This window comes from Paenibacillus gyeongsangnamensis, from assembly GCF_027533625.1.
GTDB lineage: Bacteria > Bacillota > Bacilli > Paenibacillales > NBRC-103111 > Paenibacillus_G > Paenibacillus_G gyeongsangnamensis.
The window spans coordinates 67,791-89,821 of sequence record NZ_JAQAGZ010000012.1; the positions used below are offsets into that span (position 1 = coordinate 67,791).

Here is a 22,031-nt window from a genome sequence, read left to right on the forward strand (position 1 = left end):
GGGCAGTAAAAACAGTTTCACCGACAAGTTTACGAACCATGCCGTAAGGAAGGGAGCCTGAGCCTTGTCGCGTCGCTTATTATTGTTCGGAATAAATCTCACGGAAGGAGGGAATTGATTCCAGGAACACCTTGACAAGATGTTTATCGAACTGTGTACCGCTATGGAGCCTCAGCTCCTCTGCAGCTTCTTGCAGCGGCAAGCCTTTGCGGTAGGGGCGGTCCGAAACCATCGAATCGAACGCATCGGCAATGGCGCAGATCCGCGCAAGCGTAGGAATCTTATCGCCTTGCAGCCCATAGGGATAGCCTGAGCCGTTCAAGCGTTCATGGTGGAGCTCGATGATGTCGTTCAGCTCCTGATTGACGTAATCGTTCCCCAGCATGATAATGGACCCGAGATTCGGATGCAGCTTCATAATCCCCCATTCCTCTTCCGTAAGCGCAGAGTCCTTGAGCAGAATGGGGTCAGGGATCAACATCTTCCCGATATCATGAAGATATCCTCCAAGGGTTAGCAGTGTTGTTCGTTTCTCGTCCAGCTGTAAACGTCCCGCAAGTACCTCGCACAATTTGCCGACTCTCAAGCTGTGCTCATAAGTATTCTCATCCTTCGCTTTCAATTGAAGCAGCCTTTCCCTAACCAATTGAGCCGATCTTTCCGTGAGCAATCGATTCGCCACAAGAATCCTCCTAAATGCAAGATGCAGGCCGACTGACCACAAATGACGTATCGCATTGAAGGTCATTTCCCGTATATAACAAAGAAGGCTCGTCCGTCCTTCTAGGAAACTGGCCGGTCTGTCGGCGCGTATATTGTCGGAATTCCCCGGCAGCTTAGCGGCGCACGATTATGGAGTCACTGTGATGATAGATTAGGTTTGTTCCGCCCACGGTGCTGCAATACAATAGGGTTCGTACAATTATAGTTGTTCGAAATTTTACAAGAAAAATATTCATATTCTTCTTAATTCTACAAAATACGCGCTCTCTTATTATATTAAATGACCTTAAGTAATACAAGAGTACTAGGCAATTGTTCCTATATGCTGTCTTTTAAGTAGTCTTCCACGAAATCGGGCGCCGCTTTTTGGATCTGCTGAACCGTATGAAGATAACGCTGGGTCGTATTAATATGCGTATGACCAAGCGATTCCTGCACCTGCTGGAGCGTAGCCCCGCGAAGCAAGGCCAGCGTTGCATTCGTGTGCCTCAGCCAGTGGGGTGTAACCTTCTTTCCCAACTGGCCTTGTTCACGAGCCCGTTGAATCATTTTCTCCACCAGCATTACGGATATAGGGAACAGCTTTTGCGATGCCGGCGCCGGTTTGGTGAAAAGCTCTGCAAAATGGCTCCCATAAAGCGTCCAAAGCATTTGCGGAACCTTCACCTCACGTTCTTTCCCCCCTTTCCCATGGACGGTCAGCCAGATGGAGCTCCCTTCCGGATCCGTATGAAAATGGCCCCATTCAATGGCGGTCAGCTCCGAGACACGCAGCCCCAGCAGGACCAGCGTGAGCCCGATCAAATATTCCCTTTGCCCTTGCTTCTTCAGCTGTTGAAGCAGCCGCAGCACCTCTCTTTTGGTTAAGTAACTGTTTTTGCTGCTCACCGCGATTTTGGGCGTACGGATTCAGCTCAATGGATTGTGACTGAAAACACCGATGTTCGAATCGCTTCCCCATTTATACAAAGAACGTAAAGGTGCGATATGTATCGCTACGGTGGCCGGCGCTTTAGGTTTATTGTCTCTGCAGAGAAGACCCTCCATACACTTCGACTTCTTTCCAGGTGACGTCCTTCAACGATTTATTCCCTATAAAACTGCGGAACTGGTTAATGGCTCTAGTATAATTTCTTACCGTATATTTGGACCTTTGACATGTGGCGAAAAACATTTGGACAATTTGATCGTCGGAGTAAACCGGGTGGGCTTCTATTCTCCCGGGAAGCTGGTCTGGATAAATAATAGTAGCCATAAGACCTTTCTTTCCTCCTTATGCGGTTTCGAACAACTATAATTGTGCGAACCCTATTGTACTACGTCCACAGATAAGTAGCTAATAGTTGAAAAGACAAGCCCCGGGATCCGACATATCCGATTCCCGGGGCTTTGCTTTCGGATTTTGGCGTCCCGTCAGCCCTTCCGATACTCTGGCAGAGTGACGTCTTTAAGCTCCTTGAAGATCCGGGCGAAGAAGCGGTTGATCTTACTTCAAGATCTTGACCACGCCCTGTCCGCCGTCCACAAGCACGCGGTCGCCGGTCTTCAGCCTCGCGGTCGCATTCCCGCAGCCGACGACAGCCGGAATGCCAAGCTCGCGGGCCACGATGGCCGCGTGAGAGAGAGGGGCCCCAATGTCCGTAACGACGGCCCCGGCTCGCGGGAACAGCGGGGTCCACCCGACATTGGTCGTGGAAGCGACCAGGATCTCCCCCGGCCGAAGCTCGGTTCCTTCCTCCGGCGTCCCTAGGACGCGCACGAAGCCTTCCACGCGGCCCGCCGCTCCGGCAAAGCCCTGCAGGAGAGCTTCGGCATCGCCCTCTCCATCGATGCCGGCCACAGGGGCGGTCGCATCGTAATAATCGAGTCGGCGATTCGGAGCCTCCGCCCACCGGAAGGCGTCGAACTTGCCACGGATCAGCGAGGGGAGGGGTGGCAGCGCCTCGTATCGGCGGAACGTTGCTTTTCTTACCGGGACCAAGGGAAGCATCGAGGCATCGCCTTGGAGCAAACGCAGCACTTCCTCCAGGTAAAGGAAGAATACATCCTCCCCGATACCCGTCAGACGGCCCGCTTGAAGCGCGAACGCCCGGTTCACCCGGAACACCCGCGTCCATTCGGAGCGGACGGATTCCCGGAGACGGGCCGCTTCGCCTACCCGGTTCAGCCGTTCCGACAGCCGCCCAGCCTTGCCGGAAGGGACCTTTGTCTCCAGCCGCCGGAGGGCGGCTTCATATTGGGCCTTCTGCTTCGCAAGCAACCCCTCAACATCCGTACCGGCTTGCCGGAAATCCTCGATCTGCCGCTCGAGCCATTCGGGGTCCTCGCCCGGATGCGCGATCGACAGCTCGAACTCGTGCGGACCGCGGTGGCCGTACTTCAGACGATATTCATCGCGGCTCATGTCGCCGCGCATTACCTTCGCAATGCCGATGACGGGCCCCAGGCTCTCCAGCGCCGCTCCTCCTCTTAGGTTTGACATGAGCGTATTGGCATCCTCTGTTCCTGCTAGCCGAATCAGCGCTTGACTCAGCTTATGGGCAATAACCATGCGGCGGCCGCCGGTCAGCGCGACCCACAGCGCCGTGAGATTGCCGGGGAGGAGCTCCTCATTCCACAGCTTGATCAGCGCTTCTTTCGTCTTCGCGCGGGAGATCCGGGCCGTCAGCGTCCGGCACCAAGACGGCGAGCTGTCGAGATGCCGGGACATGAGGCCGGAAGCTTGCTTCATCTTCTTCAAACGGGTGATAAGCCGGGGCACCATCGCCTTGGCCAAGCCCCATTTCGTAAAAGGAAAAACCGGAATCACGGCGTCTTCCGGCATCAGGCCGAACACTTCGCTCATTCGGGTGACAAGGGGCTTAATGTCTTTGCCTACAGCAGGGTATACCGACAAACCCAGACTGATGTTGGTGTACATTCTTCCGTATAGATTCCCGGAAAATAAATAATAACCAGGGATAACCGTCTGCTCCTCGTCCAGCATGCGGAGAAAAGACCAGCTAAGCGGCGTGAACACCCCCGACATCGCTTCGCCGACATTCGTATTCGACCATAGGAAATCGCCTGCGGCCGAATCGTTCCATTCGTACGTATCAGAGCTGCCTGCACGCAGGGTGGTGATCGGACGGGTTTGAAGGAGATAGAGCCGGCCGCCGGCGACGGCCCATTCCATATCCTGAGGACCCCCGAGCTCCTCCTCCAGCCTGAGCGCATACCGGTACAGCTTGGCTGCAAATCGCGTGAAATCCGCAGGGCCTTCATAACTGCCTTTAGGTCTTGTTAACGTAAATGGGTGGGCATTGGCTTCGCCGGAGACGAGCCGTTCCCCGAGCCCGTATACATAGTTGCCGGTCATCGCCACCGAGCTGCCGGTAATGGGGTCCGCCGTGAACAATACGCCTGCCAGCTCGGATGGTACCATTCGTTGAATAACGACGGCGAGCTGGTCTGCGGCCCCGAGCTTTTGCGCCGTACTGTAAGCCTGGACGCGTTCCGAATGCCGGGAGCGGCGAACCGTGCGAATGGCCTCGCGGAGCTCGTTATCGGTCTTCACATTGAGCAGCGTCTCGAATTCGCCGGCAAAAGAAGCTTGAGCCGAGTCCTCGCTTCGCGCGGAGGACCGGATGGCAAACGACGTCCCCGGGTGCTTGGCGCGGATCGCCTCGACTCCGGCCTGAACCTCGGCCCATGCTTCTTCGTTCAGCTCCTCCTGCTCGAACGCCGCGGGGAGGACCACCAAGCCGTCCGGTACAGGATAGCCTTTCTGAAGCATGAAGGCCAGCTTGCCGCCTTTGCCGCCCGCCATCGCTTGCTGTTCAAGGGTCATTTCCTTAAGGCTGACAACCATCGTTTCCATATTCGCCCGGCTCCTTTCATTCCATCTAACGCGGTTGCACCCCGCCTGCCCAGCTACCCTTCGCGATAAAAGGCCCCTCGGAACAGGTCCAAGTACGTATCCATTTCGGCAAGGATCGCTTCGAAATAAGCATCGTCCGGAGAATGCGAGTCGAGCTGCCCCTGTTCCCTGGCAGAGAAGCCTTCCAAAGTCCATATGACGATGTTCAAAGCTTTGCTGACGTCAAGGCCTTCCTTGAATCTCGAAATATCTATGCCGTCCAGCAGCTTGGCCAGGCCGCCGGCAATCGTCTCCCGATTCCTGCGGTTCAGCTCTTCCCGGACTTCGGCGGATCGCTCGTTCACGGCGGACACAATGAATGCGAACAGCTCGGGATGCTTTCGGATCATTGCGATCTTCAGCCGCGCGTGCTGCCGCAGCCGGAGAAGAAGATCGCGCTCCGCCAAATCGAGTTTATCGTAATAATCGCGGACGACGTTATCGACTACATAATGATAAAGATACAAGTATAGCGCCTTCTTATTGTTGAAATAATGAAACAGCAGTCCCTTGGAAATTTGCGCTTCCTGGACGATGGCGTTAGTAGATGCCTGCTCGTAGCCCTGCTGCGAGAATACCTTCATGGCGGCATTCAGGATGCGCGCCTGTTTGTCCGGTTCGATGCTTGTAAATTTGGTGTGCAACTTGGCCGCCTCGGCTTTCTTAAAAGGATAAGTCTATATTGACCGCACTGGTCAATGCGATTATAACGTTATTGACCAAAGTGGTCAATAGGCGAATGAGCCGAAGGAGCAGCGCAAATGGGAAGGCGGCTCCTTTGTCTTAAACTTCCCGCCGGCGGGAAAATCAAGCCACCTTCCACCCATTTTTTGCTAATTCTAGGATAAACGGCTACGCCGTTCTTGTCTTACAAGGACCAGCGCGTTTACCAAGGTTGATGCGAAGCTATAAGTTACGAAAACTTATAAATTCTTATCAACTAACAAAAAGCTCCTTCGCTCAAGGCGAGAGGAGCCGGATGTGATAAGTTATGCGGATTTAAAGAAGCGATTAACGAATCGTAGAGACCGGCACGTCAATGCGCCAGCCTTTGCCGTCCAACCAGCGGACCTTCACCTGCTTCTCCTCGGAGCCGACCTCGAATTCGCCGAGCGGGACGGTGAGCTGGAACGTCTTTTGCTTATCACCCGTCGTCGACAACCCGAACCTTCGCTTATCTCCAGTCCAGAAGATTTCCGCCGTCCGCATTCGACTGGGCGAGTTTGCCCCCGATGTCCACAAGGCTGCCGTCCTGGGACTCCTTCGTCCAGAAAGCGGCCGCCTGCTCCGGTGTGTACACTTCTTCCAAATAAGCGATCAGCTTCGCTTTCGTATCGAGATCGCTGCCCATCCAGCGGTAGCTGTAATCTTTGCCCGGAACGGTAACTTCCTCGTTCGAATGCTCGCCCTTGCCCCCGATGGATATAGTCCAATAATGCTCCTTCGCCGCGGATGTCAGCTGCCTGACCTCGGCTTCGCCGAACGCCGTAAGGGAGGGGGCTTTCTCTACGATGACGGCTTGGTTCTTCGCATCCCAGGTCACGCTGGCCCCGAGCGCTTCGGCGAGTGCGCGGGCCGGCACGAGAGTGCTGCCGTCGATAATTTGAGCGGGCACCTCCGGGTGCAGTTCCTTGCCGTTCACGATCAGTTTGACGACCGACGGAGCGGCGAGCGATACGCCGGAAAACAGCACGGAGCCCACGATGATGCCGCTGACGAAGGATTTCATATTGATTTTGACCAAAGCGGACGCACCTCTTTCATCCTAAATGAACCTACACCTTTAACGGAAGTTGGATGGAAATGGTTGCAAATTTTTTGTAAATATTTTCATAAGATTGACAACGGGATGGATGGAGCATTATATTACAGATATATTGAGTCTACAATTCGCGAGGGTGATATTTTGAAATACTCCAAGGCAACTGATTATGCCCTGCACACCATGGTTTATTTGGCCGCACTCTCTCCGGGCAAAGTGATCGGAGTGAAGCCGCTCGCAGAGGTTCAGAAGATTTCGCCCACCTATCTGTCCAAGATTTTGACCAAGCTCGCGAAGGCGGGGTTTATAGATTCGACTCCGGGCGTCAACGGCGGCTACAAGCTGATTCGCAGCGGGACGGACATTTCATTCCTCAACGTGATTCATGCGATTGAAGGACCGGCCTCCTTGTTTCATTGCGGGCTGGAGCACGGATCCTCCGGCGTTGGACGGGACAACTGCCTGATTCAAGCGGTCATGAATGAGGCGGAGCAGGAGATGGAACGCTACTTGACCAAACAGACGATCACGGCCTTAGCGGAGAAGATGGATAAGGGAATCGTTGCTTTTGTACTAGGAGAGGCAAGAGAGAGGTAATTTTTTTAGGCAAATTAAAGACACTATAAATCTTTAATATCTATAATTAGGGAGGGCATGATCATGTTCGATTGCGCAATCATCGGTGGAGGTCCTGCGGGCTTGAATGCGGCGCTGGTGCTGGGCAGGGCGAGAAGAAACACGGTGCTGTTCGACAATAACCGTCCGCGGAACGTCGTGACGGGGGAGTCGCACGGCTTTATTACCCGGGACGGGGTAAAGCCGGCCGAGTTCCGGAGAATCGCTCATGAGGACATCGACAAGTATGGAACGGTTCGAAGGGTACAAACCAAGATCGTCGACGTCCGCAGGGAGGGGCTTTTCTTCCGTCTGGCGACGGAGGAAGGGGAGATCGTTCAAGCGCGGAAGCTCCTGCTGGCAGCCGGCTTGAAGGAGACGCTGCCGTCCGTTCCGGGCATTCATGACTTTTACGGGAAAAGCTTGTTCAATTGTCCTTACTGCGATGGCTGGGAGCTGAGGGATCGTCCCTTGGCCGTCATCGCCGAGCAAGAGCATGCGTTTCATATGGTCCGGGTCGTATACAACTGGAGCCGGGATCTGGTCGTGTTCACGAACGGTCGCTTCAACCTCTCGGCGGAAGAGAAGAGCAGGCTGAGCCGGAAGGGCATTCCCGTACTGGAACAGCGGATCGCATCGCTGCGCGGGCAGCATGGGCGGCTGGAATCGGTCGTCCTGGAGGACGGACGGGAAATACGAAGGGCCGGAGGATTCGTCGCACCGCAATGGACGCAGGCGGCTCCGTTCGGCGATCGGCTGGGATGCGCGAGGAACGGGAAGGGCGGATACGTGACGGACGGGTTCGGAAGAACGAGCGTGAAGGACGTCTACGCCGCCGGCGATACGTCCGTCGTCGCGCCGTCCCAGCTTATTATCGCGGCAGCCGAGGGCAGCAGGGCGGCTATAGGAGTCAATACGGATTTGACGGAAGAGGATTTTTGATCAAGGCAAAAAAGTGCCGGACCCTTGGGTCACGGCACCTTTTTTATACGGTCAGAAAGCTGCATCTAAAACACGAATGGATCTTCTTCGAAAGGGATTCGATTTTTGCTTCAAACCCGACAGCCTAATGCCCCTTCACGATCTCGGCAACAAGCTCAAAGGAGCGCAGCCGCGCGGCATGGTCGTATACCTGGGCGGCAACGATCCACTCGTCCGCTTGCGTCTCGTCGAGCACGGCCTGCAGGCGATCGCGGACCGTGTCCTTATTGCCTGCGATCGTGTAGCTCAGCTGCTTCATAACGATCGCCTCTTCGTGCGGCGTCCACAGCTCGTCCATGCGGTCCACGGGAGGCTTCAGCATGCCGGTGCGTCCGCGGATCAGGTTCAGGAACTGCTGCTGCTGCGAGGTGGCCAGCCAGCGGGCTTCTTCGTCCGTATCGGCCGCAATGACGTTGATGCCGACCATAGCGTACGGCTCCGCCAGCGCTTCCGACGGGCGGAAGCTGGAGCGGTACAGCCGGAGCGCATGCAGGAGATAGTCGGGCGCGAAGTGGCTGGCAAAAGCGAACGGCAGCCCCAGCTCGCCTGCAAGCCGTGCGCTGAAATCGCTGGAGCCGAGCAGCCAGATCGGAACGTTCAGGCCCTCGCCCGGAACGGCCCGAACGCCCATCGGCCGGTTGCCGAGCGACGGGTTAAAGTAGGAGCGGAGCTCGCTCAGCAGCTCCGGGAAGTCGTGTCCATCGCTGCCGAGGCCGCGACGGATCGCGCGCGACGCAGGCTGGTCCGAGCCGGGCGCACGGCCGAGGCCCAGATCGATGCGGCCCGGGTATAACGATTCAAGCGTGCCGAACTGCTCGGCGATGACGAGGGGCGCATGGTTCGGCAGCATGATGCCGCCGGAGCCGACGCGGATCGTCTTGGTACCGCCCGCGACATGGCCGATGACGACCGATGTCGCGGAGCTGGCGATGCCGGGCATATTATGATGCTCGGCGAGCCAATACCGGTGGTAGCCCCACTGCTCGGCATGGCGCGCCAGATCCAGCGTGTTATGAAACGAATCCCGCGCAGTGCCGCCCTCCACGATGGGCGCCAGATCGAGTACGGATACGGGGATATCGCGAATGGTTTTGTTACGCTGCCGTTCTTGGGTCATGGTTCGTCAGCCTCCTCTTAGAACCCTGAATTAGGTTGAAGCTTACTGCGGATTGGTCGTCCAGATGCCGGCCGTCTTGATGAACACGCGCTGCGGCAGCTTCAGGGCAGCCAGGATAAGCTCGGCCACATCCTCCGGCTGCATCATCCGGTCCTCGTCCCCTACCGGCAAGCCGGCGTTCACGGCGAGCTCCGTATTCACAGTGCTCGGCGTCAGCGCGGTGACTCGGATATTGGACTTGCGTACCTCCTGAAGAAGCGCTTCGGTTAAGCCGAGTACGGCATGTTTGGAGGCACAGTAGGCGGATCCCGTAGCGAAGCCGCGCTCGCCTGCGGTGGAGGCGATGTTGATGATGCTGCCGCGGCTTTGGTTCAGCATGACCGGCAGTACGGCTCTGGTGACATAGTAAGTGCCCATCAGATTCGTCCGGATAATTTGTTCCCACTCTTCCGGGTCCATCTCCGCCAGCTTGCCGAACATCGCAATGCCCGCGTTGTTAATAAGGATATCGGCGGAGCCAAGCCGGTCGGCCAGCGCAGGAAGCTCCCGATCGACATCCGACCGGCTCGAAATATCTACGGCGGCAAGCTCGACCCGAATCCCGTAGTTGCCGGTCAGCTCGGTTTGAAGGGATTGCAGGTCGGAGAGACTTCTGGCGACGAGTCCGAGATGAACGCCTTCCTTCGCGAGGGTGATGGCGGCGGCTTTCCCGATGCCTTTTCCTGCACCGGTGATGATGGCGGTTTGATTCTTGAGTTCCATGGTATTGCTCCTTTCACTTTCTCTGGCTTTTCTTGCTATAAATCAGGTTTCCCAACCGGGTATTCCTCATGTGCTCCAACGACAAAAAAAGATGAACATAAGCTGTCCATCTTCTATTATTGAACTTATTGTTGTAAAAAACAAGCAGCCACTTTTTTGTAAGATAGTTTCCTTTAGTAAAGCAGGTCCTTTGAGGCAGGCCGCATTAGGACGTAATGCCGCTGCCGCCGCCGTCGAAACCCGCGAGCAGTACGGCAGCCAGAAAAACAAGCTGCAGCAAGGTCCGCACGCCCAGCGCCGGGGTGCGGCGGCCTCCGATGGAGAGCCCTTCACGGGCCGCTCTCACGTTGGCCGGGAACATGGCAAGGAGCAGCACGGTTAAGCCGAGGGAGGCGACCATGGCCAGCTGCGGCAGAAGAATGCCGATTGCGCCGGCGATCTCCAGGTACCCGGTTAACGTAACGATGAGGTCCGGCCGCGGCAGGACGGGAGGGACCATGCGGATCAAGTCGGAGCGCCTCGTTCCCCAGTGGGCGGATGCCGTCAGCAAGAACATGACGCAGACGGCGCCCCGCAGGGCGGACGCCCAGCTATCGAAGAAATCCCAACCGAGGAAGCCGGTCAGCCGGAAGACAAGTAAGGAAGACATCAAGGCGATGAAAGGGGCCATGGTTACGTTACCTCCATTAAGTTTTATACCTGTTTGCGCGGACGGGCAAACCGTCGGGCCGTCAGCGCGATGATCGGGGAACCGATAATCGTCGGCAGGAACCACAGGGACAAGGACGGAATGCCGAGGGCTGAGGAGAGAGGGCCGCCATTCACGACCAGCACCGCTGTAATGACGCCGATGTACGAGCCGAGCATCCCGCGAATGTGATGGTTGAGCCAGCCCGACCGCCGCCATTTGCCCGCCAAATATCCGTACAGCGCAAGTCCGTAAGAGAACAAGGCGATATAGAACAAGTAAGCGAGCTCCTGCCATTTCAGAACGGCCATGATGACGGCGGTCAAGAAAACGAGGACGTAGCTGCCGTGGTATACTTCCCCGACCACGGTATGAAAACCCTTGCGCTTCCGCGCCCAAGCGGCCAGCGCCCCCGCCAGCAGGCAAACGGAGCCCGCCGCAATATGGACCGCCAAGAAATACGGATACAACGACATTATCATTTGAATCATCTCCCCAACATTTTAATGAACACTGTTCATTTAATGCCCGAAAAAGAAGGCCTACAAATGAAAGGCCTTGTAAAGCGCCGCCTTGGCTTCGACGGCCAATTTGAGCGTACGCCCTTCGTCAAAATACATCGGCATCTGGATCGCAAAGGCTACGATCCCGTGCATCATCGCCCAGAACACGTCGCTGGTCGCCTCCGGGTCGCCCGGGATCATAACCCCTTGCTCCATCGCATACCTTACGGCATCGACCAGCACGAGGAAGGCTTCCACACGCGGCGCTTTCTCCCCTTGAGGCGTGCCCGTCAAGTAATCGATCCGCCACATGAACATGAGCTGGTAATATACCGGGTGGCTCAGGCCGAAGAGGACGTACGCCTCGCTGAGGCTGCCGAGCCGCTCCCACGGATCGGCCGTACTGTCCGCCGCCTCCGCCAGCCGCCGTTGGAACCGGCTGAAGGCGTCGTCCACCACGGTAAACAGCAAAGCGTCCTTATCCTTGAAGTAGAGATACAGCGTGGCCGGGGAATAGCCGATCCGTTCCGCCAGCTTCCGCATGGAGAAATCATGGTATCCCCGCTCGAGGAAGAGCTCGCTGGCGGTATGGAGGATCAGGCTGCGCAGCTCCTCCTTCTGCTCTTCTCGCCGCCGCCGTCCCTTATTACGGGGGGTGACCCGTCCCGCGGTTTCGGCTCCGGCGGGCTTGCTGCCGTTCTCATTGTCTGTTGGTGGCATAGCCTCTCCTTAAATGAACGGTGTTTATTTAAATTTATACACGGAGTTTGCACTTTATGCAAGCCTTTTTTGCATCTCATTTATCTCAATAGGCTTTTGGTCCCTTGGTTCCTTGGCTTCCTTGCCTTCCGGCAGAAGAGAGGTGCAGCGCGGGAGGAAAGGACCCGCTTACATCTTGCCCGATTTTCGGTACAATGTAGGCATATCTTGCATGCTTTATCATTAGCCGGAAGGGGGTGCTCGCTCATGTGGCTCAAAAAAAGCTTGTTCGCCAAGCTTCTGGTCGGGATGCTGATCTCCGCCATCATTCCGTTATCGCTCTCCAGCATCATTTCCTATAAGACAACCACCCGTTCGGTGGAGCGCCAGGTCATCGAGCTGAACCAGAATACGATGGACAGCGGCATGGACAATATCAAGCGTTACCTGAACGAGCTGAACCACTTGTCCGTTTCCTTCTACCACGATCAGACGCTTATGCGCTATCTGCGGTCGCAGGAGGCCGTGCCGGTGCAGACGCTGTACATTACGGATCAGGTGAACTCGATTTACAACAACCGTCCCGAGTTCCAGGCGGTACAATATACGAGCGCCATGACGGGGCAGACGTTCGCCAAGACCGATCTGACCCAGGTCGGCCTGACGGTCCCTCTCCCGCCGGTTAGGATTCCGAGGAGCGAGGAAGAGAGCTGGGGCCCGGAGAGCAGGTATGACGTCACGGCCATCAATGGAGAGAGCGTACTGGCCTTCCATAAGCCGATCGTGGATTATCCGAGCCCGACGGTGCTCGGCATGCTGTCGCTCTATGTAGGCCTTGATGAGGTGGGACGGCTGCTGAAGCCGCTGTCCGGCACCGTCCCGAACGGAGGGGAGACGATCCTGCTCTTTATCCGCAAAGATATGAAGCTGCTGCTCGCCTCCGGGGAAACGCCCCATCCCGAAGGCGCGGACGGCGGGCTCGGGGTGGACATGGAGGGGGTTCGCGGCTCAGTGAACGGCAAGTGGAACGGGCGAAGCGGCCTCTTCATCTATGTGAGGGGTCAGTTTATGGATCTGCCGCTGACAATGGTCAAGTTCGTTCCCTCGGCGGTCGTCAACGAATCGGCCAACCGGACGCTGAGCCGGGTTCTGGCGATTCAGGTCGTCGCCGTTCTGTTCATTCTCGTGCTGGCGGCGATCTTATCGTATTGGACGATTTCCCCGGTCAAACGGCTGCTTCGGAGCATTGCCCGGGTTGAGACCGGCAACTTCGATGTAGAGCCGGCTACCGGCCGGCGTGATGAGCTCGGGGTGCTGGAGCACCGGTTCCAGACGATGGTTGTGAGCCTGGACGACCTCATGAACCGGGAATACCGCAACCGGCTGGAGCTGACTACCGCGCGGCTGAAGATGCTTCAGGCACAGATCAATCCGCATTTCTTATACAATACGCTGCAGTCCATCGGGACGCTGGCGCTTCGCCACGGCTCGGACGAGATCAGCGACAAGATCGCCGAGCTCGGTTCCATTCTGCGTTACAGCATGGACCTCGAGACGGAGACCGTGCCGCTGCAGAAGGAAATTCGGCACATCGAGCACTACATGTCGCTGCAAACGGGGCGGTTCAAGAACAAACTGTCCTATACGCTCTCTTGTCCGCAGGAGGGCCTGGGCGTTCGGGTGCCCAAGATGATTTTACAGCCCCTTGTCGAGAACAGCATCGTGCACGGAATGGAAAAGGGAAGCGGCTCCGGCACGGTCCATATCGGCATCGAGCTCGGGCGGGAGCTCCGCATCCGCGTGATGGACAACGGCAAAGGGATGGAGCAGGCCGTCATTGAGCGGATTCAGCGGGAATTCGACGAGCGGCAGCTGCATACGGGACAGGAACGCGGCATCGGGCTCATTAACGTGCTCCAGCGGCTAAGGCTCTGTTACGAAGGGGGTTTTCAATGGGACATCCAGAGCGCCCCTTACGAGGCGACAGTAATCACGCTGATTATTCCATATGATATGGAAGCAAAGGAGGGGAACGCAGGATGAAAGTGCTCATTGCCGATGACGAGGAGCATGTGCGCGAAGGGATCGAGCTGTCCGTGGATTGGGCCAAATTCGGCGTGACCGAGCGGCTCATGGCCGAGGACGGGAGGGAGGCGATCGAATTGATTCGGCGCCATCACCCGGGGGTATTATTTTGCGACATGAGCATGCCGGGGATGGACGGAACGGAGCTCCTGCGGCTGCTGCGCGAGGAGGGCTGGGACACCCAGGTCATCGTGGTCAGCGGCTACGACGATTTTCCGTATACGCGGGCGGCCATTCGGGCCAGCGGCATCGATTATTTGCTCAAGCCGTTCCGCAAAAGCGATCTGGAGCAAGCGCTGGAGAAAGCGGCCGCGGCTTGGCGGCAGCGGGAAAGCCTGCTTCGCGAGGAGCGGGAAACCGGCTACCGGCTGCGTCAGGCTGACGCGCTGCTGGACGAGCAGAAGCTGGCGGTCTATTTCAAGGGCGAGACCGCCTTTCATGAGGGCATCCGGGGCATCTTCTATAAAATCGGGCTGCCGCCGGAGCGGCTCGGCGTCGCTCTGGTGCTCCCGCGCAACCGCTCGGAGCTGGTCGAGCGCCGCTTTTACGGCGACAGCGAGCTGTTCGTCTTCGCTGTCAATAATATCGCCCACGAGACGCTGCAGCCTTATGGCTCGCATTACTTATGCCGTCTGGACGATTACCAGTGGCTGCTGCTGACCTCAATGGAAGGAAACCGCCTCCGGGCGGCCGGGGATCACCGCCGTCATATGGACAGCGTGGCGGAGGCCTGGCGCAGGACGCTCGGCCTGCAGGCGCTGGTCGGCGTCTGCGACGCGGAGGCGCGGGTCGAAACGCTGCAGGCGGCCATCGGCTCGGCGAGGGCGGCGCTGCTGAAGTGCGACCTGATGCAGGGTGCGGCGGCCGCGCCGGGGCAGAGCAAGGACGTCCCGCGGCTGACCGACCAGGATATTCTGTTGAAGGCCGCGCTGACCAAAGGCAACAAGCCGTATGCGGCCGATATCATCCGCTCTTTCGCTTCCTCGCTGCGGGACCGGGGGACGCTGAGCCTGAAGGACCTGCAGTCGTGCACCGTCGAAGCCAATCTTCTGCTGGAGCGGGCAAGCCGGCTGCGGCTGAACGGGAAGGAGCCGGTCGATCTGTTCCTGCCGCTCTGGATCAGCGATCTGGACGAGTGGGAGAAGCTCCTCATTCAGCAGTGGTGGCGCCTTATGGAGGAAGCGGGGGGCGAAGGCGGCGGCAACGGAGGCATTCAGGCGATCCGCGACTACATGCACCGGCATTTCCAGGAGGATCTGTCGCTCTCGACGCTGTCCGAGCGGTTTCACTTCAGTCCGCAGTATATCGCCAAAAAATTCAAGGAGCTGTACAACACGACAGTCATGACCTACCTCACGGAGCTGCGGATGGAGAAGGCCAAATCACTTCTCGAACGGACAGAGCTTGCGGTGACGGAGCTGGCGCAGACGCTGGGCTACGCCGACGAGAACTACTTCGGCAAAGTGTTCAAGAAGCACACCGGCCTCTCCCCGCTGCAATACCGCAAGCAGCACCGAGATTCATAAGTTCCTTTTTCAGGCGAAAATATTCTCTGCCCTTCTCCCCGGCCGCTTAGTACACTAAGAGCACGAACCGATCAATGCTATATATTTCATTCAAGGGGGATTCGGAAATGATAAAAAAATGGCTGTCGATGTTTACCGTTTCCACGCTGCTGGTTACGGGGGCTGTCGGCTGTGCCGGCGGGAATGAGCCGAGCAACACGCCGGCGCCGGCCGGCAAATCGGCGGGGGGAGAAAAAACGACCATCAAGCTGATGCAGTTTAAAGTAGAGATTACGGATAAAGTGAAGGCGATGGCCGCCGATTATATGGCGCAGAATCCGAACGTCGTCATCGAGGCGCAGGTCACCTCCGACTACGATACGCTGCTTAGAACGCGCTTCGCTTCCGGGGATGCGCCGGACGTGTTCATGACCAAGGCATTCACAGATATCGCGGACTGGTCCGACAAGCTGGCGGATCTGTCGAACGAGCCTTGGATGTCGAAGGTCTCTCCATCTGCCGTGCAGGGCATGACCGTGAACGGCAAAAAGCTCGGCTTCCCGGTCGCGTTCGAGGGCTACGGCTTCATTTACAACAAGGACCTGTTCGCCAAGGCGGGCATCGATAAAGTGCCGACGACCTTGACGGAGCTGAAGCAGGTTAACGAAAAATTGAAAGCGGCTAACATTCCGTCCTACTCCGAAGCCTACAAGGAGTGGTGGGTGCTCGGCCAGCACTTGTACAATCTGCCTTTCGCCTATGAGAAGGATCCGGTAGCCACCATCAACAAAATCAACAAAGGCGAAGCCAAGGTGAACGACGTCGTCAACATGAACGGCTTCTTCGACGTGCTCGACCAGACGGTCAAGTACGGCAAGGGCGCGGAATCGGTCGGCGTAAGCTACGACAATCAGGTGTCGGACTTCTCTACCGGGAAGACGGCGATGATGCAGCAGGGCGTATGGACCATCGACTCCATCACCAAGATCAATCCGAATTTGAAAATGGGCATGTTCGCCATTCCGCTCAATGACAACGCGGCCGAAACCAAAATGCCGGTCGGCGTTCCGGGCTACTACGTCATCAATAAGGATGCGAAGAACCTGGAGGAGTGCAAAAAGTTCCTGAACTGGCTTCATACGAACGGGCAAAAGTATCTGGTCGACTCCTTCAAGCTGATCCCGGCCTTTACCGACCTCAAGACGACGCCGGAGCTCGGACCGCTGGCAGCCGATCTCAGCGCTTACGTCGAGAAGAACCAGACGATCCCGTGGGCGCATACGCTGTGGCCTTCCGGCTCCAACCAAGAGTTCGCCAAGCCGCTCCAAGCGTATGTTGGCGGACAAATGACGAAGGACCAGGCGCTAACGGAAATTCAGAAGATCTGGAAGGACCGCGTGAAGAAATAATCGCAGGGCATGAGGGGGAACGGCAGGGTGCAGGACTTCCGAAGCGGAGTCTGTCGCCCGCTGTTCCTCTTGTTTACTCTTAAGGAAAGGATGAGGAAGGCGAATGACCAAGACCAAAACCCGGCAGCTTCTCATCTACGCGGCTTTTGTCGCGCCGGCGGTTATTTTTTTCACGATGGTGATCCTCGTGCCGTTCGTCCGGGCCATCCTGTTCTCGTTCCAGGACTGGAACGGTATCAGCAGCAATATCCGCTGGGCCGGCTGGAGCAATTACCAGAAGCTTGTCAGCGACACCGGTTTCTTGAAATCGTTCTCGTTTACGCTCCGGTATGTGGCGGTAACCGCGATATTGCTGAACGTGTTCGGGCTGCTGCTTGCCCTCGTGCTGAACATGGCGCTCAAGACGCGAAATGTGCTGCGCACCGCATTTTTCTTGCCTTATGTCATCGGGCCGGTCATCATCGGGTTCATTTGGCAGTTCATTATTACCCGCTTGTTCGGGGAGATCGGCAAAGCAACGGGTTTACTGCTGTTCCAAAAAAATTGGCTTAGTCTTCCCGACTATGCCTTCTGGTCGCTTGTGATCGTGACGGTGTGGCATTCCGCCGGCTATTTCATGGTAATCTACTTGGCGGCACTTCAGGGCGTGCCTAAGGATATGCTGGAAGCGGCCGAGATGGACGGAGCGGGGCGCCTGAGCCGGTTCTGGCACGTGGTGCTGCCGCTGATCCGCCCGGCGATGACGATCAATTTGTTCCTCGCCATCTCGAACGGGTTCAAGGGCTTCGATCTGAACTTCGCGCTCACGAAGGGCGGCCCGTTCGGGTCGACCGAATCGATCGCCTACCATATTTATTTGGACGCCTTTACGAAAAATCTGTTCACGTATGCTTCGGCTAAGGCGGTTATTTTCTTCCTCGTGCTGGCTTCGGTGACGCTGGTGCAGGTTGCCGTGATGAAACGCAGGGAGGTGGAGATGTGAGAAGGGATGGATATACCTCGGGGAAATTCGTGCTCGAGCTGCTCATGATCGCGCTCGCCGTTCTGTTCTTCTTCCCGCTGTACATGACGTTCGTCAACGGGTTCAAAACGTACAACGAGGTCGTGACCTCGACCGTGGCGCTGCCGCACGTGTTCCAATTCAAGAATTTCGCCGCCGTCTGGAAGCAGATCAACTTCTTCGGCGTGTTCATGAACTCCTTGATCATTACCGTAGTCTCCGTATCCGGGATCCTGCTGATCAGCTCGGCCGCAGCATATCAATTGGTGCGCCGTCCGGGCGTCGTCAGCCAGATCATCTTCCTCGCGATCCTGTCGTCGCTCGTCATCCCGTTCCAGACGATGATGATTCCGCTGGTCAAGGTCGCCAAGGATATGGGCCTGATCAATACGATGCACGGCATCATCATCATGTATTGGGGCTTCGGCATTCCGCTGGCGCTGTTCCTGTACCACGGCTTTATCAAGGCGATTCCGCGCGAGCTGGAGGAAGCGGCCCATATCGACGGGAGCGGGGCGTTCGGCGTCTACTTCCGGATTCTGCTGCCGCTGCTGAAGCCGATCACTACGACGATCGCGATTCTGCATTCGCTGTGGATCTGGAACGATTTTCTGCTACCGCTCATTACGCTCAGCTCCAAGAAGAACCAGACGATTCCGCTCGCCTCGTCCGTTTATTTCGGGCAGTACACGAACGAATGGCACCTCGCGATGGCGGCGCTGACGATGGCCGTCGTGCCGATCCTCATCTTCTTCCTGTCGATGCAGCGCTACATTATTCAAGGCATCACGGCCGGCGCCGTGAAGGGTTAAAGCAGCCAAACCGCCTGGGAGACCGGGCGGTTTGGTTGTGTGTATGTTTTGTTTGTTTGTGGCTGTAGTGCTAAACGCGCTAACGGCTGCACCAGAAAGTGCTATATGTACCTTGAAGTTCACTATCGTGATCCAAACGACGGCTGGCTACCTGCTTAGTGAACCTAGGTTCCGTATTAATGAACTTAGACTCGCTACAGTAGGGGTCTCCGCAGATATTCGGGCTGTAGTGAACTCGCGTACCTTACAACTGAATCTAGATTCTCTAAATGTACCCTGAAGTTCATTATCGTGTTCCAAACGGCGGCTAATCCCCTTTTAATGAACGTAGGTTTCCTTATTAATGAACCTAGACTCACTACAGAGAGGGCTCCGCAGATATTCGGGCTGACTCCCAGCTTAGTGAACTTGGGCTCCTTATTAATGAACCTAGACTCATTACAGACGGGGGTTCTCGGTATTGCCGGCTGTAAGCCTCCTTTACGATCCGGATTCCCCCCCAAATGTGCCCCGAAAACCGGACCCCGAAGGGAGGAATTAGAGAATAAACGCACTTCCAGTCGGTACTTGTGCCGATGACCCAGCGCCGTCCCGAACCCTCGAACCTTCAGCGTTCATCCGCCAGCACTTCCTCATACCTTCAGTACCCGTTACTTCACGCCGAGCCGCATCCGGTAGCTGAATAAGATATCGAGCGTTCTCCCTGCAAAATATTGCTCCGCCTGGGAAGTAAACGCCTGAATATCGGCGTCCAGTGCAGTGGAGCCCGTCTTCAAGACCGACTGCAGCCCGCCCTGGCTGAGCGCCAGTCCGACGAAACGCTCCGCGTCGCACGCCTCCTTGTTGTGGAAGACGATCTCCTTCGTGAACCGGAACCTCCCGCTCTCCCGTATTTGCCGCAAATGCCCTTCCTTGCTCCACTTCTTCGCCCGCCTGCCTTCGTCCACGAGCTTCGCCAGAATGGCGTCGGCCTTGTCGATCAGCCGGTTATAGGCCTCCTCCAGCGTCCAGTTGAAGGTCGGCGGCCAGTCGCAATCGTAGCATGCGAAGATGCCTCCTTCCGTCAGTACCCGGGATGCTTCCAGCAGCGTGCTGACCGGCTCCATCCAGTGGAACGACTGCGAGCAGGTCACGAGATCCGCGCTTCCGGATTCCAGATCGAGCTGATTGGAATAGCCCGCGCGAAAAGAAACGGTTCCGCTCGCATCCGCGTGATCATGGGACAGCTTCTTGACAGCTTTGCCGTGCATGTCGTCATTCGGTTCGATGCCGATGACGCGCTCCGCCTGATTCGCCCATAGGAACGTGGACAATCCGGTGCCGCAGCCGAGGTCCGCGACAAGACGCGGCCGCGTTCCGAGATAAGCCGTAAGGATCTCCGCGACCTGCTGCGGCGCGGCGGGGCGGTACCGGTCGTAATCGTCTTCAAAGCCCGAGAAACGGTCTACATTGCTTTGCACATTGCCTTCGGGTATCATGAACGCATTCTCCATTCTGTAATAGAGGTTCAGCAGGGCTCACCCCGCTGCTGCTGCCGCTTTCATTGTATCAAGCGGCGGCTGAGGGATACAACGCTTTTTGCAGCCGGATTTGTTTAAATTCCGTTCATAAAAGCAAGATATACTACCTCTTGTCATCACACAAGGTTCGGTTTACCGATCCTGCAAAAGGAGAATGAAAACGATGAACGATATGAAGAATAGCGCGGCAAGCAACGGCAACTGGCGCTCTCTTATACAGCTTGTCAGACAAACCCGTCCGCCCAAGGCTGCGCTGTCGATCGCCCTGGGTCTTAGCTTGATCTCTACGCTGGTAGGGCTGCTGATCCCGCTCTTCACGAAGAATGCGGTCGACAGCTTCTCGGTCAGCTCTTTAAGCCCTGGGCAAATCGCCGCCATGGCGGGAGCGTTTCTCGCGCAGGCGGCCGCGGGCGGGGTATCGGTTTATTTGCTCAATTATATAGGCCATCATGTGGTGGCCGGGATTCGGGAGCGGCTGTGGCACAAGCTTCTGGTGCTGCCGGTGCCCTATTACGACCGTCACAGGACCGGGGATACGATCAGCCGGATGACGAACGATACGTCGGTGATCAAAGGCCTCATTACGGAGCATACGACCGGATTCATTACCGGGATCATCTCCATTGTCGGATCGATCGCCGTGCTGCTGTATATGGATTGGCGCATGACGCTCATTATGTTCAGCGTATTCCCGCTGGCCTTCCTCATCCTGTTTCCGTTGGCCCGCCGGATGTACACCTTTTCCAAAGACACACAGCAGGAAACGGCGAAGTTTACCTCCGTTCTGAACCGGGTGCTGTCCGAGATCCGGCTGGTCAAAGCGGCGGGCGCCGAGTCGGTTGAACTGGAGCGGGGCGATACGGCCATCCGCAGCTTGTTCCGGTTCGGGCTCAGGGAAGGCACCGTGCAGGCGATGATGGCGCCGCTCATTTCCTTCGTCCTGCTGATGCTGCTCGTAGTGTTGTTCGGCTACGGCGGCATGCGGGTCGCTTCCGGCGCGATCTCGGCCGGACAATTGGTGGCCTTCATGCTGTATTTGTTCCAGATCGTGCTGCCGCTGACGCAAATCTCCACCTTCTTCACGCAGCTGCAGAAGACGATGGGCGCCACGGATATGATCGTGAAGGTGCTGGAGGACGAAGAAGAAAACCCGGAAGCAGGGGATCGGGTAACCGATGCGGGACAGTCGCTGCGAGTGGAGCGGGTGACTTTCGGCTATAAGCCGGATGAGCCGATATTGAAGGATGTGAGCTTCACGATGGAGACGGGCAAGGTGACGGCGATCGTCGGTCCGAGCGGCAGCGGGAAGACGACCTTGTTCTCGCTCCTCGAGCGGTTCTACACGCCGCTGGCCGGAGAGATCCGGCTTGGCGATACGTCGATCGGCCGCTACTCGCTGGCCTCCTGGAGAAACCAGATCGGATATGTGTCCCAGGAGAGCCCGCTGATCGCAGGCACGATCCGTGATAACATTTGCTACGGCATGCAGCGGGAAGTGAGCGCGGAGGAGCTGGCGCAGGCGGCCCGCATGGCGTATGCCGATACATTTATCGAAGAGCTCCCAGAGAAGTATGAGACCGAGGTGGGTGAGCGCGGCATCAAGCTGTCGGGCGGGCAGCGCCAGCGCATCGCCATCGCCCGGGCGCTGCTGCGCAATCCGAAGATCCTGATGCTAGACGAGGCGACCTCCAGTCTCGACAGCCGGTCCGAGGCGGTCGTGCAGCAGGCGCTCGGCAATCTGATGCAGGGCCGGACGACGCTGGTGATCGCTCACCGGCTGTCCACGGTCGTGGATGCGGACCGCATTGTCTTTCTGGAGAAAGGCGTCGTAACGGGCACCGGCACCCACGAGCAGCTGCTGGCGATGCATGAGATGTACCGCCAGTTCGCCGCGCAGCAGCTGAAGCTGGCGGCGGAACCCCAGGGCGCCCTGTAGGCGCGCGGAATTTTTA

At 57.1% G+C, this 22,031-nt stretch carries 21 protein-coding genes; 8 read left to right on the forward strand and 13 right to left on the reverse strand.

The genetic code is table 11. The annotated features are described in order from the left end of the window. Positions 1 to 79: 79 nt before the first annotated feature. The 7 genes from O9H85_RS18875 to O9H85_RS18905 all read right to left on the reverse strand — a co-directional run bounded on the left by O9H85_RS18875 (position 80) and on the right by O9H85_RS18905 (position 6,365). A complete protein-coding gene (locus O9H85_RS18875; protein WP_269882972.1) occupies positions 80 to 682 on the reverse strand; it encodes an HD-GYP domain-containing protein in 603 nt (200 codons plus the stop codon). 359 nt (positions 683 to 1,041) lie between these two features. Then, complete coding sequence (locus tag O9H85_RS18880) at positions 1,042 to 1,611, reverse strand: tyrosine-type recombinase/integrase (protein ID WP_269882973.1); 570 nt, start codon at positions 1,609 to 1,611, stop codon at positions 1,042 to 1,044. Between the two features lie 130 nt (positions 1,612 to 1,741). Then, positions 1,742 to 1,978, reverse strand: a complete 237-nt coding sequence (locus O9H85_RS18885) for a hypothetical protein (protein ID WP_269882974.1) — start codon at positions 1,976 to 1,978, stop codon at positions 1,742 to 1,744. 231 nt (positions 1,979 to 2,209) lie between these two features. Then, positions 2,210 to 4,582: a PEP/pyruvate-binding domain-containing protein gene (locus O9H85_RS18890; RefSeq protein WP_269882975.1), complete on the reverse strand. Its 2,373-nt coding sequence runs from the start codon at positions 4,580 to 4,582 to the stop codon at positions 2,210 to 2,212. Between the two features lie 53 nt (positions 4,583 to 4,635). Further along, complete coding sequence (locus tag O9H85_RS18895) at positions 4,636 to 5,265, reverse strand: TetR/AcrR family transcriptional regulator (RefSeq protein WP_269882976.1); 630 nt, start codon at positions 5,263 to 5,265, stop codon at positions 4,636 to 4,638. Between the two features lie 367 nt (positions 5,266 to 5,632). Further along, entirely contained in the window at positions 5,633 to 5,782 is a 150-nt protein-coding gene (locus O9H85_RS18900; RefSeq protein WP_269882977.1) for a hypothetical protein, read from the reverse strand. Positions 5,783 to 5,795: 13 nt separating this feature from the next. Further along, positions 5,796 to 6,365 (reverse strand): DL-endopeptidase inhibitor IseA family protein, encoded by a 570-nt coding sequence (locus tag O9H85_RS18905; RefSeq protein ID WP_269882978.1) that lies wholly within the window; start codon positions 6,363 to 6,365, stop codon positions 5,796 to 5,798. Positions 6,366 to 6,527: 162 nt separating this feature from the next. Here O9H85_RS18905 and O9H85_RS18910 point away from each other — a divergent pair, with 162 nt between their 5' ends. Both O9H85_RS18910 and O9H85_RS18915 read left to right on the forward strand, forming a co-directional pair. Then, positions 6,528 to 6,980 (forward strand): RrF2 family transcriptional regulator, encoded by a 453-nt coding sequence (locus tag O9H85_RS18910; protein ID WP_269882979.1) that lies wholly within the window; start codon positions 6,528 to 6,530, stop codon positions 6,978 to 6,980. A 60-nt stretch (positions 6,981 to 7,040) separates the two neighbouring features. Further along, positions 7,041 to 7,940, forward strand: coding sequence for an NAD(P)/FAD-dependent oxidoreductase (locus O9H85_RS18915; protein WP_269883123.1), 900 nt, complete (start codon positions 7,041 to 7,043; stop codon positions 7,938 to 7,940). Positions 7,941 to 8,064: 124 nt separating this feature from the next. On the opposite strand, the gene O9H85_RS18920 is transcribed toward O9H85_RS18915, so the two are convergent. From O9H85_RS18920 to O9H85_RS18940, 5 genes are all read right to left on the reverse strand, one after another. Continuing rightward, positions 8,065 to 9,096 (reverse strand): LLM class flavin-dependent oxidoreductase, encoded by a 1,032-nt coding sequence (locus O9H85_RS18920; RefSeq protein WP_269882980.1) that lies wholly within the window; start codon positions 9,094 to 9,096, stop codon positions 8,065 to 8,067. Between the two features lie 42 nt (positions 9,097 to 9,138). After that, positions 9,139 to 9,858, reverse strand: a complete 720-nt coding sequence (locus O9H85_RS18925; RefSeq protein ID WP_269882981.1) for a 3-ketoacyl-ACP reductase — start codon at positions 9,856 to 9,858, stop codon at positions 9,139 to 9,141. Between the two features lie 205 nt (positions 9,859 to 10,063). Continuing rightward, the gene (locus tag O9H85_RS18930) at positions 10,064 to 10,528 is read right to left on the reverse strand and encodes a DoxX family protein (protein ID WP_269882982.1); all 465 of its coding nucleotides are present in this window, start codon (positions 10,526 to 10,528) and stop codon (positions 10,064 to 10,066) included. A 23-nt stretch (positions 10,529 to 10,551) separates the two neighbouring features. After that, positions 10,552 to 11,022, reverse strand: coding sequence for a DUF2306 domain-containing protein (locus O9H85_RS18935; RefSeq protein ID WP_269883124.1), 471 nt, complete (start codon positions 11,020 to 11,022; stop codon positions 10,552 to 10,554). Positions 11,023 to 11,088: 66 nt separating this feature from the next. Continuing rightward, positions 11,089 to 11,769 (reverse strand): TetR/AcrR family transcriptional regulator, encoded by a 681-nt coding sequence (locus O9H85_RS18940; RefSeq protein ID WP_269882983.1) that lies wholly within the window; start codon positions 11,767 to 11,769, stop codon positions 11,089 to 11,091. A 246-nt stretch (positions 11,770 to 12,015) separates the two neighbouring features. On the opposite strand from O9H85_RS18940, the gene O9H85_RS18945 reads away from it, so the two are divergent. The 5 genes from O9H85_RS18945 (at position 12,016) to O9H85_RS18965 (ending at position 18,559) form a co-directional block, all read left to right on the forward strand. Then, positions 12,016 to 13,791: a sensor histidine kinase gene (locus O9H85_RS18945; protein WP_269882984.1), complete on the forward strand. Its 1,776-nt coding sequence runs from the start codon at positions 12,016 to 12,018 to the stop codon at positions 13,789 to 13,791. After that, positions 13,788 to 15,359, forward strand: coding sequence for a response regulator transcription factor (locus O9H85_RS18950; RefSeq protein WP_269882985.1), 1,572 nt, complete (start codon positions 13,788 to 13,790; stop codon positions 15,357 to 15,359). Before O9H85_RS18945 ends, O9H85_RS18950 begins: the two co-directional genes overlap by 4 nt. A gap of 107 nt (positions 15,360 to 15,466) precedes the next feature. Next, the gene (locus tag O9H85_RS18955; protein WP_269882986.1) at positions 15,467 to 16,747 is read left to right on the forward strand and encodes an ABC transporter substrate-binding protein; all 1,281 of its coding nucleotides are present in this window, start codon (positions 15,467 to 15,469) and stop codon (positions 16,745 to 16,747) included. Between the two features lie 103 nt (positions 16,748 to 16,850). Continuing rightward, a complete protein-coding gene (locus tag O9H85_RS18960) occupies positions 16,851 to 17,729 on the forward strand; it encodes a carbohydrate ABC transporter permease (protein WP_269882987.1) in 879 nt (292 codons plus the stop codon). Further along, positions 17,726 to 18,559 (forward strand): carbohydrate ABC transporter permease, encoded by an 834-nt coding sequence (locus tag O9H85_RS18965; RefSeq protein ID WP_333474223.1) that lies wholly within the window; start codon positions 17,726 to 17,728, stop codon positions 18,557 to 18,559. Before O9H85_RS18960 ends, O9H85_RS18965 begins: the two co-directional genes overlap by 4 nt. 650 nt (positions 18,560 to 19,209) lie before the next feature. Here the strand turns inward: O9H85_RS18965 and O9H85_RS18970 are convergent. Next, a complete protein-coding gene (locus tag O9H85_RS18970; RefSeq protein WP_269882988.1) occupies positions 19,210 to 20,037 on the reverse strand; it encodes a class I SAM-dependent methyltransferase in 828 nt (275 codons plus the stop codon). 205 nt (positions 20,038 to 20,242) lie between these two features. Here O9H85_RS18970 and O9H85_RS18975 point away from each other — a divergent pair, with 205 nt between their 5' ends. Continuing rightward, positions 20,243 to 22,015, forward strand: coding sequence for an ABC transporter ATP-binding protein (locus O9H85_RS18975; protein WP_409348167.1), 1,773 nt, complete (start codon positions 20,243 to 20,245; stop codon positions 22,013 to 22,015). The last annotated feature ends 16 nt before the right edge of the window (positions 22,016 to 22,031 follow it).

Excerpts from the sequence above, each read along its gene's own strand:
- O9H85_RS18885 (WP_269882974.1), bottom strand. The coding sequence starts at position 1,978 with ATGGCTACTATTATTTATCCAGACCAGCTTCCCGGGAGAATAGAAGCC.
- O9H85_RS18890 (WP_269882975.1), bottom strand. The coding sequence starts at position 4,582 with ATGGAAACGATGGTTGTCAGCCTTAAGGAAATGACCCTTGAACAGCAA.
- O9H85_RS18920 (WP_269882980.1), bottom strand. The coding sequence starts at position 9,096 with ATGACCCAAGAACGGCAGCGTAACAAAACCATTCGCGATATCCCCGTA.
- O9H85_RS18925 (WP_269882981.1), bottom strand. The coding sequence starts at position 9,858 with ATGGAACTCAAGAATCAAACCGCCATCATCACCGGTGCAGGAAAAGGC.
- O9H85_RS18930 (WP_269882982.1), bottom strand. The coding sequence starts at position 10,528 with ATGGCCCCTTTCATCGCCTTGATGTCTTCCTTACTTGTCTTCCGGCTG.
- O9H85_RS18935 (WP_269883124.1), bottom strand. The coding sequence starts at position 11,022 with ATGTCGTTGTATCCGTATTTCTTGGCGGTCCATATTGCGGCGGGCTCC.
- O9H85_RS18940 (WP_269882983.1), bottom strand. The coding sequence starts at position 11,769 with ATGCCACCAACAGACAATGAGAACGGCAGCAAGCCCGCCGGAGCCGAA.
- O9H85_RS18945 (WP_269882984.1), top strand. The coding sequence starts at position 12,016 with ATGTGGCTCAAAAAAAGCTTGTTCGCCAAGCTTCTGGTCGGGATGCTG.
- O9H85_RS18950 (WP_269882985.1), top strand. The coding sequence starts at position 13,788 with ATGAAAGTGCTCATTGCCGATGACGAGGAGCATGTGCGCGAAGGGATC.
- O9H85_RS18955 (WP_269882986.1), top strand. The coding sequence starts at position 15,467 with ATGATAAAAAAATGGCTGTCGATGTTTACCGTTTCCACGCTGCTGGTT.
- O9H85_RS18960 (WP_269882987.1), top strand. The coding sequence starts at position 16,851 with ATGACCAAGACCAAAACCCGGCAGCTTCTCATCTACGCGGCTTTTGTC.
- O9H85_RS18970 (WP_269882988.1), bottom strand. The coding sequence starts at position 20,037 with ATGATACCCGAAGGCAATGTGCAAAGCAATGTAGACCGTTTCTCGGGC.
- O9H85_RS18975 (WP_409348167.1), top strand. The coding sequence starts at position 20,243 with ATGAACGATATGAAGAATAGCGCGGCAAGCAACGGCAACTGGCGCTCT.